The 16469-nt window shown below is 72.2% G+C and carries 12 protein-coding genes; 7 read left to right on the forward strand and 5 right to left on the reverse strand.

Features of this window, described 5'->3' with window-relative positions:
• Positions 1 to 33: 33 nt before the first annotated feature.
• Positions 34 to 1152 carry a LolA-like protein gene (locus tag EV371_RS22735; protein ID WP_130463848.1) on the forward strand — a complete coding sequence of 373 codons (1119 nt, stop codon included), beginning with the start codon at positions 34 to 36 and terminating at the stop codon, positions 1150 to 1152.
• 463 nt (positions 1153 to 1615) lie between these two features.
• Positions 1616 to 3841 (forward strand): AAA family ATPase, encoded by a 2226-nt coding sequence (locus EV371_RS22740; RefSeq protein WP_130466137.1) that lies wholly within the window; start codon positions 1616 to 1618, stop codon positions 3839 to 3841.
• A 121-nt stretch (positions 3842 to 3962) separates the two neighbouring features.
• Here EV371_RS22740 and EV371_RS22745 read toward each other — a convergent pair whose 3' ends face one another.
• On the reverse strand, positions 3963 to 4364 hold the full coding sequence (locus tag EV371_RS22745; RefSeq protein ID WP_130466138.1) for a hypothetical protein: 402 nt from the start codon (positions 4362 to 4364) through the stop codon (positions 3963 to 3965).
• Positions 4365 to 4602: 238 nt separating this feature from the next.
• Between EV371_RS22745 and EV371_RS22750 the strand changes: the two genes are divergently transcribed.
• The gene (locus EV371_RS22750; protein ID WP_207230575.1) at positions 4603 to 5010 is read left to right on the forward strand and encodes a hypothetical protein; all 408 of its coding nucleotides are present in this window, start codon (positions 4603 to 4605) and stop codon (positions 5008 to 5010) included.
• A 116-nt stretch (positions 5011 to 5126) separates the two neighbouring features.
• On the opposite strand, the gene EV371_RS22755 is transcribed toward EV371_RS22750, so the two are convergent.
• The gene (locus EV371_RS22755) at positions 5127 to 6077 is read right to left on the reverse strand and encodes a sporulation protein (RefSeq protein ID WP_130463849.1); all 951 of its coding nucleotides are present in this window, start codon (positions 6075 to 6077) and stop codon (positions 5127 to 5129) included.
• A 183-nt stretch (positions 6078 to 6260) separates the two neighbouring features.
• Here EV371_RS22755 and EV371_RS22760 point away from each other — a divergent pair, with 183 nt between their 5' ends.
• On the forward strand, positions 6261 to 7148 hold the full coding sequence (locus tag EV371_RS22760; RefSeq protein WP_130463850.1) for an LLM class flavin-dependent oxidoreductase: 888 nt from the start codon (positions 6261 to 6263) through the stop codon (positions 7146 to 7148).
• Between the two features lie 88 nt (positions 7149 to 7236).
• On the opposite strand, the gene EV371_RS22765 is transcribed toward EV371_RS22760, so the two are convergent.
• Both EV371_RS22765 and EV371_RS34590 read right to left on the reverse strand, forming a co-directional pair.
• A complete protein-coding gene (locus EV371_RS22765) occupies positions 7237 to 8640 on the reverse strand; it encodes a cellulase family glycosylhydrolase (RefSeq protein WP_130463851.1) in 1404 nt (467 codons plus the stop codon).
• 96 nt (positions 8641 to 8736) lie between these two features.
• On the reverse strand, positions 8737 to 8871 hold the full coding sequence (locus EV371_RS34590; RefSeq protein ID WP_486484758.1) for a hypothetical protein: 135 nt from the start codon (positions 8869 to 8871) through the stop codon (positions 8737 to 8739).
• 273 nt (positions 8872 to 9144) lie between these two features.
• Between EV371_RS34590 and EV371_RS22770 the strand changes: the two genes are divergently transcribed.
• Together EV371_RS22770 and EV371_RS22775 are read left to right on the forward strand one after the other, a co-directional pair.
• Complete coding sequence (locus tag EV371_RS22770; RefSeq protein ID WP_130463852.1) at positions 9145 to 10107, forward strand: TIGR03557 family F420-dependent LLM class oxidoreductase; 963 nt, start codon at positions 9145 to 9147, stop codon at positions 10105 to 10107.
• 295 nt (positions 10108 to 10402) lie between these two features.
• Positions 10403 to 13453, forward strand: a complete 3051-nt coding sequence (locus EV371_RS22775) for an AfsR/SARP family transcriptional regulator (RefSeq protein ID WP_130463853.1) — start codon at positions 10403 to 10405, stop codon at positions 13451 to 13453.
• A gap of 224 nt (positions 13454 to 13677) precedes the next feature.
• On the opposite strand, the gene EV371_RS22780 is transcribed toward EV371_RS22775, so the two are convergent.
• The gene (locus EV371_RS22780) at positions 13678 to 15597 is read right to left on the reverse strand and encodes a class III lanthionine synthetase LanKC N-terminal domain-containing protein (RefSeq protein WP_165436812.1); all 1920 of its coding nucleotides are present in this window, start codon (positions 15595 to 15597) and stop codon (positions 13678 to 13680) included.
• 373 nt (positions 15598 to 15970) lie between these two features.
• Here EV371_RS22780 and EV371_RS22785 point away from each other — a divergent pair, with 373 nt between their 5' ends.
• On the forward strand, positions 15971 to 16468 hold the full coding sequence (locus EV371_RS22785) for a hypothetical protein (RefSeq protein WP_130463855.1): 498 nt from the start codon (positions 15971 to 15973) through the stop codon (positions 16466 to 16468).
• The last annotated feature ends 1 nt before the right edge of the window (position 16469 follow it).

The raw sequence follows: 16469 nt of genomic DNA on the forward strand, positions 1-16469 counted from the left end.
GCAGGCGCAGCATGGTGGTCAGGAGGTACGAACATGTCCGTTTTGCAAACCCGGCCCGCGCTGCGGTGGCTGGTCCCGACCGGGGCGGCCCTGGCGATTCTCGGCGGAGGTGCGGCGGTCGGCACGTTCGCCTCGGCCGCCGAGCCGAACCTGCCCGAGCGCAGCGCCGCACAGCTCCTCGTCGACCTGCAGACCGCCCGCCTCGACGGGCTCTCGGGCACGGTCATCAAGCGCGCCGACCTCGGGCTGCCGAGCCTGCCCGGCATCGGCGGACGCGGCAGCGCCGAGCTGACCTCGCTGGTCTCCGGCACGCACACCCTGCGGGTCTGGCACGCCGGTCCGGACCGGACCCGGATCGCGCTGCTCGGCACGCTCGGCGAGACCGACGTCATCCGCAACGGAAAGGACGTATGGGTCTGGGACAGCCAGGCCAACCGGGCCGAGCACAGCACCCTGGACCACAGCGACCTGGACCACGCCGGCCCGACCGCCGGGCCCGGCCACCTGCCGGTAACCCCGCAGGAGGCCGCCGAGCAGGCGCTGGCGGCGGTGGATCCGAGCACCCGGGTCCGGGTCGGACGGTCGGCCTCGATCGCCGGTCGGGACGCGTACGAACTGGTGCTCGAACCCCGGGACGCCACCTCGCTGGTGGACCGGATAACGATCGCGATCGACGCCGTCGAACACGTGCCGCTGCGCTTCCAGGTCGTACCGGAGGGCACCAGCAAGCCCGCCTTCGAGGTGGCGTTCACCCGGATCGACTTCGAGCGACCGGACCCGGCCCAGTTCGCCTTCAACCCCCCGCCCGGAACGGTGGTGACCGAGGCGGCCCGACCGGAGGGTCGGCCGGCGCTGCCGATCGGGGTGGAGCGGCCGACGGTGGTCGGCAGCGGGTGGACGAGCGTACTGGTGGCCAAGGTTCCGCAACTCGCCGGGATCGCGGAGTCGCAGACCGACGACACGGAGACCGACGGCACGGAGGCCGGCCTGCTGCGGGGCCTGCTGGGCGGGCTGCCCGAGGTGACCGGCGAATGGGGCAGTGGTCGGCTGGTCACCGGCAAGCTCTTCACCGCCCTGCTCACCGATGACGGGCGGGTACTCGTCGGTGCGGTGCGGCCGGAACGGCTCTACGAGGTCGCCCAGGACAGGTGAGGAGGTCGCCCTGAACGCCAGGTGAGCGGTTCCCGGCACCGCCGGGCCGGGGGCCTGATCGAGCAATTCGACCGCCAGGTCGCGGTGGACGCCGTCGACCTGGCGGTCTCCCGTGCCCGCCGGGTGCCTGCCACCTCGGTTGAGGCGACGCCGGCACACCCCGCCAGGTGACGGGGCCGCGGGATGGGGCGACCGATGGATGCCGGCGCGGAAACGCGCTATCGTTTCTCAGTTCGGAAACAAAAAAGAACGGCAGAATGCCGTTCCCTGCAAAGGCTAGCAATGGGGAGACGGTTTGTCAAAGCAATCCGGTTTTTCGCCCGACCAGCGTCTCGAAGAGCCGGTCGACGAGCCGATCGGACGCACCGCGCACTCCCGCGCGGACGAGTCGGTGGCGGGCGGGCAGCCCGGGCCCACCGACCGGACCCAGGATGACATCCCCGCCGAACAGCGGTACGTCTCCATGCTCTACGGCCGCCTCGACGAACTGCGTACCCAGGCCAGCCGGCGACTGCGCAACGCACTGCGCAACACCGGCGGTACCCAGCAGGAGCGCTCGCAGCGCGACGGCACGGTACGGATGTACGCCGAGCAGATCGACCGGCTCGGCGCGGTCGAGCAGGGCCTCTGTTTCGGCCGGCTGGACCTCGACGACGGCACCCGCCGCTACATCGGCCGGATCGGCGTCTTCGACGGCGACGGCGAGTACGAGCCGGTGCTGCTGGACTGGCGCGCCCCGGCGGCCCGACCGTTCTATCTCGCCACCGCCGCCGCCCCGGACGGGGTGCGCCGACGCCGGCACATCCGGACCCGGGACCGCGAGGTGGTCGGCCTCGACGACGAGGTGCTGGATCTGGATGCCGCCGGACAGGCCGGTGACCGGGGCGGGTTGACCGGCGAGGCGGCGCTGCTGGCGGCGGTCAACGCCAGCCGTACCGGCCGGATGACCGACATCGTCCGGACCATCCAGGCCGAGCAGGACCGGGTGATCCGGGCCGACCTCGACGGGGTGCTCGTGGTGCAGGGCGGTCCCGGCACCGGGAAAACGGCGGTGGCGCTGCACCGGGCGGCGTACCTGCTCTACACGCACCGCCGGATCCTCTCCACCCGGGGCGTGCTGCTGGTCGGTCCGAACGCGACCTTCCTGCGCTACATCTCGCAGGTGTTGCCGACCCTCGCCGAGACCGGCGTGCTGCTGCGTACCGTCGGCGAGCTCTTCCCCGGGATCACCGCGACCCGGCCCGAACCGGCCGAGGTCGCCGAACTCAAGGGCCGGCTCGACATGGTCGAGGTGCTGGCCGCCGCGATCCGGGACCGGCAGCGGGTGCCGGACGAGCCGATCGAGATCAACATCGAGCGGGACCGGCTGGCGCTCGATCCGGCCACGGTCGCCGCCGCCCGGGACCGGGTCCGCCGCGCGGACCGGCCGCACAACCTGGCCCGGCCACTCTTCGACATCGAGATCATCCACGCCCTCGCCGACCAGCTCGCCGAGCGGATCGGCGCCGACCCGCTGGGCGGGGAGAACCTGCTCGACGAGGCCGACCTCGCCGAGTTCCGGCGCGAGCTGCGGGCCGAGCCGGAGGTGCAGGCGGTGCTGGACTGGCTCTGGCCGGTACTCACCCCGCAACAGGTGGTGGCCGGGCTGTTCGCCTCGGAGCAGCGGCTCGCGGTCGCGGCGGCGAACCTCGACGAGGCACAGCGGGCGGCGCTGCGGCGCGAGCCGTGGGGCGGCTGGAGCCCGGCCGACGTACCGCTGCTGGACGAGGCGGCGGAACTGCTCGGCGAGGACGATCGCGCGGCCCGGACCCGCGCAGCCCGGCAGCGGCAGGCCGAGCTCGAGTACGCCGAGGGCGTGCTGGAGATCGCCGCCGGTTCCAAGTCGATCGACTTCGAGGACGAGCCCGACGCCGAGGACGGGATGCTCGACGTCACCGACCTGCTCGTGGCCGACCGGCTGGCCGAGCGGCAGGCCAACGGGGAGCAGTTGAGCACCGCCGAGCGGGCTGCGGCGGACCGGAACTGGGCCTTCGGGCACGTGATCGTGGACGAGGCGCAGGAACTTTCCCCGATGGCCTGGCGGGTGCTGATGCGCCGCTGCCCGAGCCGCTCGATGACGCTGGTCGGTGACGTGGCCCAGACGGGTGCCCTGGCCGGCACCTCGTCCTGGTGGCCGGTGCTGGAGCCGTACGTCGGTGACCGGTGGCGGCTGGAGGAGCTGACGGTCAGCTACCGGACCCCGTCGGAGATCCTGGCGGTGGCCGCGAAGGTGCTAACGGAGATCGACCCGACGCTGACCCCACCCCGCGCGGTACGCGACACCGGCGAGCAGCCCTGGGACGTCGGGGTCGGTGCCGGTGAGCTGCCCGGACGGCTGGTCGAGGCGGTCCGGGCCGAGGTGGCCGGTGTCGGCTCCGGCCGGGTCGGAGTGATCGTGCCGGCCGGCCGGGTCGACGAGTTGGGCCGGGCGGCCACCGAGGCGGAGCCCGAGGTGGCGCTCGGGGACGATCCGGAGCTGACCAGCCGGGTGGTGCTGTTGACGGTCGCCCAGGCCAAGGGGCTGGAGTTCGACTCGGTCCTGGTGGTCGATCCGGACCGGATCGTCGCCGAGTCCCCGCGCGGGCGCAGCGACCTCTACGTGGCGCTCACCCGGGCTACCCAGCGACTGGGCATCCTCCGGGTCGGCTGAGCCGGAGACGACGGCCGGTCAGGCGAGCCGAACCGCCTTGCGCTCCGTCGTGGCGAACCGTCGCGGCGCGGTTCAGGTCGGACGGGCTGACCTGTCCGTGCGCGGTTCAGGTCAGACGGGCTCACCTGTCCGTGAAGTTGCCGATCTGCGGCGTGGGTCCGGAGGCGTCACTGGTGGAGCCGGCCGCCGGCGGATTGGTTCCGCCGGTGGTCGCGTCCCCGGTGGTGGTGGGTGCCACCTTTCCGCCGGGTCGGCGGGGTTGACGGCGTACGTTCGCCGAGCCGGCCCGCCGGTCGGTACCGGTGGTGGTGCTCACGCCCCGGTTCCGGGTCGGACCGCCGTCGCGCAGTACGTCCGGATCGGCCGCCCGGTCCGTCGAATCCTCGATGTCGCGTTCGTGCGCCTCCCGTACCCCGTCGACCGGCAGGCTGACCTCCTCCACCGCGCCGGGGCGGTACTTGCCGCCCCCGATCCGGTCTTCGCTCCGCCGCGCCGACTCCCGCTGTTCGTCCCCGCCGCGCACGTCCGCCACGGTCCACCACCTCGCCGAGTTGTCGTTGTCCGAGGTGTCCCCGGTGCCCGGGTCGGCAAACGCCACCGGCACAGTCGCCGCCCCGCACCACCGCCCGCGCAGCCAACGGTTAGCCGGTCAGCGGCTGTTTGTGGCCGGACCCGCCGGGTAGCCAACCGGTGCCACCGGCGCGGCAGTGCCGTGACCGGCGGCGGTCGGAAGAGATCTCATCGAATCCGAGGAGGAAAAGATGAGCACGCAGACCCCTTCCAGGCAGCCGATGGGCCAGCAGGTGACGGACATGCAGTCGGCACCGACCCGGGAGATGGGTGCCCAGCACATCTCCAACCAGCAGATACAGCAGACCCTGTCGGAGATGCAGCGCCGGATGGACGAGCCGGCGCGCCGGAACCCGGGTAGCGAGACCAAGCCGGCGTACAAGACGACGGAGTTCTATATCTATCTGGCCGCGGTGGGTGGCGTTCTGCTCGCCTCCGAGTTGGTCGGCCGGAACTCCGTCGGCGTGGACGTGTTCCGCGCGGACAACGCGTGGTTCTTCATCACCCTGCTGACCATCGCCTACCTGGGTAGCCGTGGTCTGGCGAAGCTCGGTAGCGCCTGGCGACGGGCCGACCGGGCGGACCGGGCGAACAGGTAACGACGCTGTGCGTGCCTGATGCGTCGGGCGCGCCGGAACGTCCCGAGCAGTGGCGACTGCCACGGGTCGCGGTCCCCGCCGAAGTGCGGCGGGGACCGCGACCTTTCGCCTGCTGTTTACTCGCCGAAGTCGCCGAAGTCGCCCTCGAAGGCGTCCTCCAGCATCTCGCCGGCGATCATGCCACCGGCCATCCCGAGGGCGGCACCGGCGACGACGCCACCGATGCCGTGACCGCCGTGGTGACCCTGCTTGCCGGGATGCCCGTAGTGCTGCTGCAGCCCGCCGTGCCGGGCGTAGCTCTGCACCGTCTGCGCCAGCCAGCCCTCCACCCGCTGCCGCCAGTCGACCTGGTCGACCCCGGCGTGCTCGGCCGTGTACCGCCCGACGCTGTCGTGCCCGCCGCTGAACATTCCGCCACGCTTGTCGCACTCGATGATGACGTCCACACCCTGCTGGCTGGTGACGAAGGTCAGCTCGACCTCCCGGATCGTGTGCGCGTACTGCGGGGCGGCGAGGAACTCGATCTCCTGGTAGAACGGCAGCGTCTGCTGCACGCCGTAGATGTGCCCGCGCTCCAGGTCAGCGCTCTTGAACTGGAAGCCGAGTTGGGCGAACGCCTCCAGGATCTTCTCCTGCACCGGCAGCGGGTGGACCGCGATGGCGTCCAGGTCACCCTTGTCCACCGCCCGGGCCACCGCGAGTTCGGTGCGCAGCCCCATCGTCATGCCGCGCAGGCGCTGACCGTAAACGTCGGTGATCGGGGTCTCCCAGGGGACCGGGAGCTGGAACGGAATCGCCAGTTCCTGCTTGGCGTCCAGGCGCATCGCGCCGCTCACCGGAAGGCGGTAGAACTCCATGGTGCCGGCGTACTCGCTGTCACCGGCCTCCATCTCGACCCGGGTGACCAGCGCGACGGTGATCTGCTCGATGTCGGCTGCGGACTCCCCGCCGCGCAGGTTGACCTGCCCCTCCAGCATCAGGCCGGGCCGGGTGTTGGGATTCGTCAGCACAGTGTCCACACTGGGACCGCCGACGCCGAGGGCGCTCAACATCTTCTTGAAGACCATAGAGATACTCCTGTTTACGGCGGATGTGTGCCGCGGGTTCGGCAGGCAGATTCCACGATGGATCAACACACCACCTTGGTGACAGTATTCACCGTAGCTGTGAGGTGGCTGTGAGCGTCCGCCGGTCACCGGTTCGGGTGACCCGGCCGGAGCCGCGGCGCGACAGCCGTAGGCTCTGGGATCATGCGCGTAGGCATCGTGATCCTTCCCGACCGACGGTGGTCCGTGGCCGAGCGCCGGTGGCGCCAGGCCGACGAGTGGGGCTTCGACCACGCCTGGACGTACGACCACCTGGGCTGGCGCGACCTGGTCGACGGGCCGTGGTTCGACGCGATGGGCACCCTCACCTCGGCCGCGATGGTGACCTCCCGGATCCGGTTGGGCACCCTGGTCGCCTCGCCCAACTTCCGGCATCCGGTGCACTTCGCCCGACAGATCACCGCGCTGGACGACGTCTCGGACGGGCGGCTGCTGCTGGGGCTCGGCGCCGGCGGGATCGGCTTCGACGCCGCCGTACTCGGCGCCGGGGCACTCTCTGCCCGGCACCGGGTCGACCGGTTCACCGAGTTCACCGATCTGCTCGACCGGCTGCTCCGGAAGGACGGCGTCACCTGGCGGGGCGAGTACTACGCGGCTGTCGACGCGCGGAGCAACCCGGGCTGTGTCCAGACGCCCCGGGTCCCGTTCGTCGTCGCCGCGAACGGGCCACGCTCGCTGCGGCTCGCCGCCCGGCAGGGCCAGGGCTGGGTGACCACCGGCGTACCGGACGGCGACGACCTGGCGGCGTGGTGGCGCTCCGTAGCCGACCTCGCCGGCCGGATGGACGAGATCCTGGCCGCCGCCGGCCGTGATCCCGGCACCCTGGACCGCTATCTCTCCCTCGACTCCGCGCCCGTCTTCTCACTGCGCAGCGTCGGGTACTTCACCGAGGCCGTCGGTCGGGCCGCCGAGCTGGGCTTCACCGACGTCGTCACGCACTGGCCGCGCGAGTCGAGCTGGTACGCCGGAGACGAGGCGATCCTCGCGGAGGTTGCCGCCGAGGTGCTGCCCCGGCTGCCCGGCCGGAGCTGACCGTCCCCGGCCCGGTGGCCGGGCCCGCGGTAAGGACCCGGCCACCGGTTGCCGGCACTGGCCGTCGGGGCCGGCCTGCACCTGGTGGTCAGCTGGCGGCGCAGCTCAGCGTCGGTGCGCTGTTGGTGCCGTTCCAGGTGCCGATGAAGCCGAACGCGGTGCTGGCCCCGGCCCCGAGGCTGCCGTTGTACGAGACGTTCCGGGCGGTCACCGCCGACCCGCTGCTGGTGATCGTCACGTTCCACGACTGGTTGATCCGCTGCCCGTTGGCGAAGGTCCAACTGACGGTCCAGCCGCTGATCGCCGCGCTGCCGGCGGTCACCCGGACGTCGGCCTGGAAGCCGCCCTGCCACTGGCCGGTGATGGCGTAGCTGGCGGTGCAGCCCCGGCTGCCGACCGGAGGCGTGGTCGTCGGCGGAGTCGTCGGCGGGCGGGTGGTGGGCGGAGTCGTCGGCGGGCGGGTGGTCGGCGAGATCGTCGGGGTGCTGCTGTCGTAGACCGTCGCCTGCCGGGCGGTCTGCCGGATCCCGTTAGCCCCGTTGAAGATCCGCTGCCCCCAGGAGGTCAACTGGCTCGGGTTGAAGTTGGTCACCATGTCGAGGTATTCGACGCCGCCCCCGTTGCCGCTCCAGGACCAGCCGATGTAGCCGATCCCGTGCTGTTGGGTGTACGACATGATGGTGTCCTCGTCCGGGTTCCCGTCCGAGTGGTCGTGCCCGAACTCCCCCACCACGATCGGCAGGTCGGCGCTGCGGAACCGGCCGAGGTAGTCGGTGATCTCGGCGGCGGTGTCGAAGACGCCGTACATGTGGATCGAGAAGACGGTGTTCCGGTCCGGGTCCGAGGCGAAGACGCTCTGGGCGTTGTCCCGCATGATGAAGCGCCAGTCCTGGCCCCACATCGGCGCGTCGACCATGATGGTGTGGTCGAAGCCGGCGTCGCGCAGCCGGTTGATCGCGTTGCTGGTGGCGGTCGGCCAGGTCGCGCTGACGCTCTCGTTGTTGCCGAACGGCTCGTTGCCGATGTTGAGGATGACGTAGTTCTCCTGGCCGGTCAGCGCGCTCTGGATGCTGATCCAGTAGTTGACCGCCTGGTCGAGGCTGATCGCCGCGCCCTCCTCGCCGTACCCGGTGGTGTCGTGCACCTCCAGTACGCAGATCAGCCGGTTGGCCTTGCACAGCGAGATGACGTTGGCGACGTCGCTGGCGCTGTTCTGGGTCCACCGGGCACCACTGCTCAGCACCACCCGTACGGTGTTCGCACCCAAGGACTTGATGTTCGCAAATGAACCGGTTTGGCTGGTGTACCAGGTGTGCGCGTGGCTGACGCCGCGCATGATGAACTGGTTGCCGCGCGCGTCGATGAGCCGGCCGCCGCTCACGGTGAAGCCGGCCGCCGCCTGTGCCGGCGGGGCCGCCACGAACAGCGAGACGGTTGCGGCGACAACGAGCGTGAGCAGCGACGATGCGACGGCGTAGATTCGTCTTTTCATGACCTACCTCAGGGAGGACCCCGGGACGGGGACAGGTGTGGGGGAATTGGCAACTGCAGCCCGACAGTCGCCGCCCAACTCCCTGCGCCGGCACGATCAGGGTAGGACGATGAACCGATTAACGCAACCGGTTAAGTAACCGCCGCCCGGGCCGCGCACCTTCTCGGCGAGCCGGGTCAGGTCGGCGGTGGTCGCCAGAAGCTCACCGCCTCCGGCCAGCTCGTGCGCCACCGTGCCCTCGCCGGGTCGTCCGGAGTAGCCGTCGACCCCGGGGAAGCGCCACACGCACGCCGGGCGGCGCCCGGGCGATGCGGTGACCGACCGCCGCGGACGCCGTCATCCCCACCACAAGGATGATGCACCGGCGAGTCTTAACCGGTTCAGGCAACTTACTCCGGTCACCGCCGGACAGTCAAGGACATCGCTGCACGCCGAGCCGGAGGGGCGGGGTTGACCGACGACAGGCGGGGTAACAACCGGAATCGGACGACGGAGGAGGTCGGCATGGTCGGAGTGGGCTACACGTTGATGTGTGAACAGACCGGACCCAAGGAGCTGGTCGACCAGGCGGTCCGGGCGGAACGGGCCGGCTTCGACTACCTGGTCATCTCCGACCACTACTACCCCTGGTTGGCCTCACAGGGCCACTCTCCCTACGCCTGGTCGGTGCTCGGCGCGGTTGCCCACGCCACCTCCCGGGTCAAGCTGATGACCTACGTCACCTGCCCGATCCGGCGGTACCACCCGGCCGTGGTGGCGCAGAAGGCGGCGACGATCGGGGTGATGTCGGACGGCCGGTTCACCCTCTCGCTCGGTGCCGGCGAGAACCTCAACGAGCACGTGGCGGGCGCCTGGCCGTACGTGTACCAACGGCACGAGATGCTGGAGGAGGCGTTGCAGATCATCCGGCCGCTGCTCGACGGGGACAACCTCTCCTACTCCGGCAACCACTTCGAGGTGCCCGAGGCGTACCTCTGGGACCGGCCGGCCGACCCCATTCCGATCGCCCTCGCGGCCTCGGGGCCGCACTCGGTCGAGCTGGCCGTCGAGTACGCCGACGCGCTGGTCTGCGACACCCCGGACGCGGCCGTGGTCCGGATGTACGACGAACGCGGCGGCACCGGCAAGCCCCGGTACGGACAGGCGGCGATCTGCTACGGCCCGGACGCCGACGACTGCCGCAAGACGGTGCACGACCAGTGGCGGTGGGCCGCGCTGAACTGGACCGTCAAGGCCGAGTTGCCCGGGCCGGAGTCCTTCGTCAGCGCCACCGCGGCGATCCGGCCCGAGGACGTCGCAGAGCTCGTACCCTGCGGACCGGACCTGGACTCGCACGTGGAGGCGTTCCGGAAGTACGTCGACGCCGGTTTCACCGATGTGGCGTTCGTACAGGTCGGCGTCGACGGCCAGCCGACGTTCCTGGACTGGGCCGAGCGCGAGCTGCTGCCCCGGCTCCGGGAGATGTGATCCGATGCGATTCGGCCGCGTCGAGGTACGCCCGCTCGGTGGCGGACTGGGCTGCCTGCTGATGATCCTGATCTCGATCATCGGCTCGATCCTGCTGACCGTACTCGTCAATCTGCTCCTCTGATCGGCCGGCCGGCGCTCGACCGACCGGCCGACGTCTCGGGGCGTGCCCGGCGTGTCGGGCATTCCTCCCGGACGGCCGGGTCAGCTGTCCCTGGCTCGGCCCCAGGCGGTGCACCAGGCTCGGCCCCAGGCAGTCGTACGGCTGTCGCGCGGCGACGCGACGGAGACGATCATGCGGTTCAGAATCCTGGGTCCACTGTCGGTCGAGGTTGCCGGTGCTCCACTCCGGATCCGGAGCGCCCGGGTCTCGACCCTGCTCGCGACCCTGCTCCTGGAGGCCAACCGGACGGTGCCGACCGACCGGCTGATCGAGGCGGTGTGGGGCTGGCACGCGCCGCCGACTGCCCGCAGCCAACTGACCATCGTGGTGTCCCAACTGCGCCGGCTGCTCGCCCGGGACGGCGCGCAGCGGCCCGTGGTGCACACCGAGACGGCCGGTTACCGGCTCGCCGTCACGACCGACGAACTCGACGCGCTGCTGTTCGAACGGTACGTCGCCGAGGCGGAGCGGGCCGCCTCGACCGGCCGACCCGACGAGGCCGTCGCTCGGCTGAGGTCCGCACTCGACCTGTGGCGCGGATCCGCGCTGGCCGGAGTGCCCGGGCAACTGGTCGGCACGGCGGCCACCCTGCTCACCGAGCGGCGGGCCGCGATCCGGGCCCGCCGCATCGAACTCGAACTCGCCCTCGGCCGACACGCCGACCTGGTCACCGAACTGGTCGGGGTGGTTGCCGCGGATCCGTTCAACGAACGTTTCCGGGAGAACCTGGTGCTCGCGCTCTACCGCTGTGGCCGGGTCACCGACGCGCTCACGGCCTTGCAGGACTTCCGGCGGCGACTCGCCGACGAGGTCGGCATCGAGCCCGGTCCGCGCCTCACCGAGCTGCAGCACCGGATCCTCAACCGCGATCCCGCGCTCGACCTCCCGACCACCGCACCCGGGCCGCGCCACCGGGTGCCGACGACCGTCCCCGGGAGCGCCGGCCGAGAACCCGCTCCGATGTCGACCGGTACGGCGCCCGGGATGCCCACGGCGGCGGTACCGGCCTCCATCCGGTACCCCGCTCCGGTGTCCGGTCCGGTGTGCGCTTGTGCGGAGACGACGCCCGGAGATGTGGGAGCGGGGTTCGAAGGTGTGTCGGCGGTGCCGGGAGCGTCGTTGGTGACCGCTGTCGACTCCGGCTGCACCAACGCGAACCGGCCGGGACGGCGACCGGGCGGGCCGCCGGCCCGTCGTCGGGTGGCCGGACGACCGGGTCGACGCCGGGGTGGGCTGCCCGGTCGGCGGCCCGGCGGGCAACCGGGCGGCCCGGACCGCCGTCGGCCAAGCGGCCGGGACGGTACGGCCGGACGCACCGGGGACGCCCCGTGGCAACTGCCGCCCGCCGTCGCCGACTTCGTCGGGCGGGAAGCCGAACTGACCCGAATCCGCCGCGCCCTCGACGACGCCACCGAGCGGACCGGACCGGCGGTGGTGGTCGTCTCCGGCCTGCCCGGGGTCGGCAAGACGGCGCTGGCGGTCCGAGCCGGCTGGGACGCCGGCCCCGCGCACCCGGACGGCTGCCTGTACGCCGAACTCGTCGACGGCCAGGGGGTGCCGGTGGACCCGTACCAGGTGCTCGGCGGGTTTCTCCGTGCGCTCGGCGTACCTGGGGAAGCCGTTCCGGACGGCCGTACCGAGCGGCGTGACCTCTACCGGTCGATGGTGGCGCGGCGCCGGATCCTGGTCCTGCTCGACGGCGCCGCCGACGAGGCGCAGGTACGCCCGCTGCTGCCCACCGGGCCGGCCTCGGCGGCGCTGGTGACCGGCCGACGCCCGCTGACCGGCCTGGAGGGCGCCCACCGGGTCACCCTCGACGTGCTGCCGGTCGAGCCGGCGGTCCGGCTGCTCACCGGGATGCTGCCGGAACGGGCGGTCGGCGATCTACCGGCCGTGCACCGGACGGTGCAGCTCTGCGACCGGCTCCCGCTGGCGATCCGGGTCACCGGAAGCCGACTCGCGGTCCGGGCCGACCGGTCGCTGGCCCAGGCCGTCGACCGGCTCGCCGACAGCACCCGGCGGCTCGACCGGCTCGCCGAGGGCGACCGGGACGTGCGGCGCGGGCTGGCCGAGGCGTACCAGCTGCTGGGAACGGAACCTGCGACACTGCTGCGGCGGCTCGGCGCGCTGCCGGTGGCCGAATTCCCCGGCTGGCTCGCTGTCCCGCTGCTGGACACCGACGAGAGTAGTGCCGAGCAGGCGCTCGCCGCCCTGACCGATGCTGGTCTGGTGCGGCCGGTACCGGACCGTCGCACAGGGCTGCCCCGTTACCGGATGCCGGAGCTCGTCCGGCTGTACGCGGCGGAACGGGTCGGCGTCGACGATCCACCGCCGACCCGGGCGACGGCGCACCGCCGGGCGTACTGGTGGCTGCTGGACCTGGCGCTGCGCGCCGATAGGCAGGTACCCGACCAGGTCTTCCCGGCCGGTGCGATCGGCCAGCCGCCCGGATTCGGGCCGGCCGAGGAACTCCTGCGCGCCGTCGACGCCGACCCACTCGGCTGGCTCGGTGCCGAACGGCACCTGCTGGTCGGCGCCGCCGGGCAGGCCGCCGGACTCGGCGACACCGAGTTGGCCTGGCGGCTGGCGGTGGCACCGACGAACTTCCTGCACCAGCGCGGCCTGACCGAGCTGTGGCAGCGCGCGGTCGAGCACGGTCGTGCCGCGCTACGTGACCGGCGAGGTGTCGATCGCGGCCAGGCGCTGCTGTCGCTCGGCAACGCCCTGCTGCTGCTCTCCCGGGCCGAATCCGCCGCTGCCTGGACGGCGGCGCGGGCCGCCCGGCGGCTCTTCGACGAGCTGGACGATCCGGACCGGGCGGCGGCCTGCGCGGCCGTCCAGTGGCTGGCCGGGCAGCATCCTGGCCAGTGGCTGGCCGGGCAGCATCCCGGTCCGGCGGCGAAGCCGGTCGGCGCGAAGCCGGTCGGCGCGAAACCGGTCGGCGCGAAACCGGTCGGTGTGGGGGTGCGGTGCGGCGTCGACGAGCCGGCCTCGCTACGGCGGACGGGAACGCTGCGCGGGGTGATCCGACGGATCGGGATCGCGCCCCGGGCCACCCCGATCCTCTGCTCCGCCGACCAGCCCGAGCCGCCGGCACGCCGGCCGGCCATTGCCGCGCCGGCGCCAGGGTTAGGTCAAGCTCGGCGCCCGCCGGATGTCGTAAGGGCTGATACGACGGGTTGAACGCCGGCCGGGTCGATCTGGCACGGTTACGGACCCGCACCAACCCGGACGCTGAGGCGAGGCCGGCTGCAGATGAGAACGCAGGTCTGGACGTGGCACGCCTCGGGCCGACCGACGACGCCACGGCCGTGACCCCCTCCCAGCTACGCGACGTCATGAACCGACTGATTACGGCCGGGCACTGGCGCGGCGCGACCCACCGATCCTGATCGTCCCCGACACGGCTACGGCTGCACGGCAGGTCGGCACCCGACCGGAGCGGAGATCGGCGGAGCGGCCGGACCGGAGGCCTCGGCGCAGAGCGCGACCACCTCGTCCAGCCCGATCCTTCCGGCCGGCTCCGCCCGGAGCAGACCGATGACGATCCGGCGCAACGGCGCCGGGACCGGTGGCCCGTTGAGCGACGGCTGGAGCAACGTCGCCCCCCACTCCTCCGGCCACCGCACCGGCCGCCCGGCCGATCCGGCCCACGAGCCGGTACCCGCCACGTCGAGGCCGGCCGGCGAGACCCGGCCGGCCAGCCACAGGGCCAGCACGCCGAGGCTGAACAGGTCGGCTGCCGGGTCCGGCGCCGCGCCCCGCCACAGCTCCGGCGCGACGAACCCGACAGCGCCGGAGAGCCGCAGGTCGAAGTAGGACCAGTCGTCCGGCCCGCCGGTACGCAACGCGGCCAGTTCCAGGTCGACCAGCCGGAGTTCCCCGTCCGGCAGCAGCAGCACGTTTTCCGGCGCCAGGTCCCGGAGTACCACGCCGACCGCGTGCACCGCGCCGAGCAGCCGGGCCAGCCGGCCGAGCAGGTGCTGCCAGGCCGGCCGGTGCGGATCGACCGCCGAAAGGTCCGGCACGTCAGCGGAGAGTGCCGACCCCGGGAGCAGTTCCTCGACGAGGAACCGGTGGTCGCCCTGCACGAACTCGCGCAGTGGACGGGGCGTCACGCCGAGCGGGAGCAGGTGCCGCAACACCCGCGCCTCGTGCCCGAGCAGGTCCCGGACGTCCCGGTCGTACGCGTCAACCCCGACATAGGGTCGGGCCTCCTTGATCAGGACCCCGACTCCGGTACGCAGGTCCCGAGCCCGGTAGACGCCACCCTTGTTCGCCTGCCGGATCGCGCCGGTGACCGCATACCTGCCGCCGATCAAAACCTCGGCCGGTCCGGTCGGGTCGACAGGCCCCCACAGCCCTGTCGACCCGACCGCCCCCGTTGCCCCGACCGCCCCCGCCGACCCGGCCGGGCCCCCCGACCCGGCCGGGCCCCCCGCCTCGGTCGAGCCCCCCGACCGAGCAGGTACTGCGGGAAGTGCCTGGCCCGCCGGTCCGTCCCCCACGGACCCGGTCCTCCCCGTCGACCCGGTGACCGGTTCGGCAGTGGAGGTCCCGAGGACCTGCATCGACGCCACCGACCAACTCGGCCCGACCGGGCCGGTCGGGCACGCCGGTCCCCCGGGCACCGCCGGGGCCGGTCGCCCCGGCGCGGCGTCGAACGGCGGCTCGACCCAGGCCGGTGGCCGAAAGAGCGGCTCGCAGTGGTCCTCGACCAGGTTGCCCTCCGGATCGACCAGGCAGCGCCGGTACCGGCCGTCGTCGTCCAGTACGTCGACCCCGCGGAAAGCGCCGTACCGGTAGTGCACCACCCCGCCCCACTGGTACGGCCGGTCGGAGAGGACTGCCGGTCCCACGTAGCCGGCGGTCACCTCGTCGAGACGTCTCGCCAGTTCCCGGAAGAGTTCGTCGGTCGCGGGGTGCACGGTGAGGAACTTTCCGGCCCCGGCCCTCGGTGCCCGCGGAGCGTTGAGCTCGGCCAGTCCCGCCGTGGTGGCGACGAAGCCGAATTCCGTACCCGCCTCGACCAGCACCGGCGCGCACGCCGCGAGCACCAGCGGCGCGTTCGCGGGCGTTGCCGAGACGTGCAGCTTCCAACCCTGCAAGCGGTCGACCGGCGACGCCGGGGTGACCATGGTCCGCCCGGCCCGTTGCCGCACGGTCCAGCCGGCGAGGCTGATCCGGTCGAGCAGCTCGCGGATCAGGTCGGCCGGCTCAGGTTGCCCGGACCGCACCGCAGGGCGGGCGGGAGCCGAGTTTCGCCTGCCCAGCGGCATGGCGAGGCCGGAACTCCGGCTCGCGGTTGCCGACGACTCGGGCGTCATTGGTCTCCCCGGTTGACGATCGGTGAGGTACCGGCCGTGGTGAGTGGCAGCTGGCACCGCCGACGAGAGTGCCGGTACGGCGCATCGAGTGGGCATCGACCCGGCATCGAGTACCTCCGGTCGGGCCCGGACCGGAGGCTCTGGTCGGACAGCCGTCGACCAGGCCCGGGTCGGGTACCGGACCGTACGGAGACAGGCCGGATTTTCCCGAGTGGACTGGGACACCGGTCCCGGGCCAGCGGGACGTCGCAGGGGACATGATGCTCAGCCGACGGACCTTTCCACACCCCGTTGATGAGCGGGCCTAGGCTGCGAAGGAACCGTCGCCCACCAGCGCCGAGGACCGTCGAGACTGGATTACGAGGGGAGCGTCATGACCGCTAAGCCGATCCGCCCGGTTCGCCGTACGGAGATCGAACCGATCGTCATCGCCAGCGACAACAGCTTCGCGCACGCCTACGGCAGCGTCGCGGAAATGCTGAGCGAGAAGGACATCGGCGCCAAGGCCCAGGGGGGCCTGGAGTTCTTCGACAAGGCGGGCCGTCGGCTCGCGCCGGTACTCAGCCACGCCTGGGAGCTGGAGGGGCTGGTACCGACGCTGGAGGATCCCGACCCGGAGCTGATCCAGGGGCGGTTGCAGGCCGTCGTGCAGCACGTCGGCGACTACATCCGCCGGCATCCGGAGATCGTCGCCGACTCCGGCCTGACCGCAGACGAGGCGATCGACGCGCTGCCGCAACTCGGCGCCGGCACGCTCGCCGAGGACGCCGCGCACTTCCCGGGTGGCGACTCGCCCTCCGGTGGTGTCCGGCTGATGGATCGGGGCGGATGGTTCCACAACTCGCTGCACGCCGCCGGCTGGACACACTGAG

It is taken from the genome of Plantactinospora sp. CNZ321 (genome assembly GCF_004217235.1).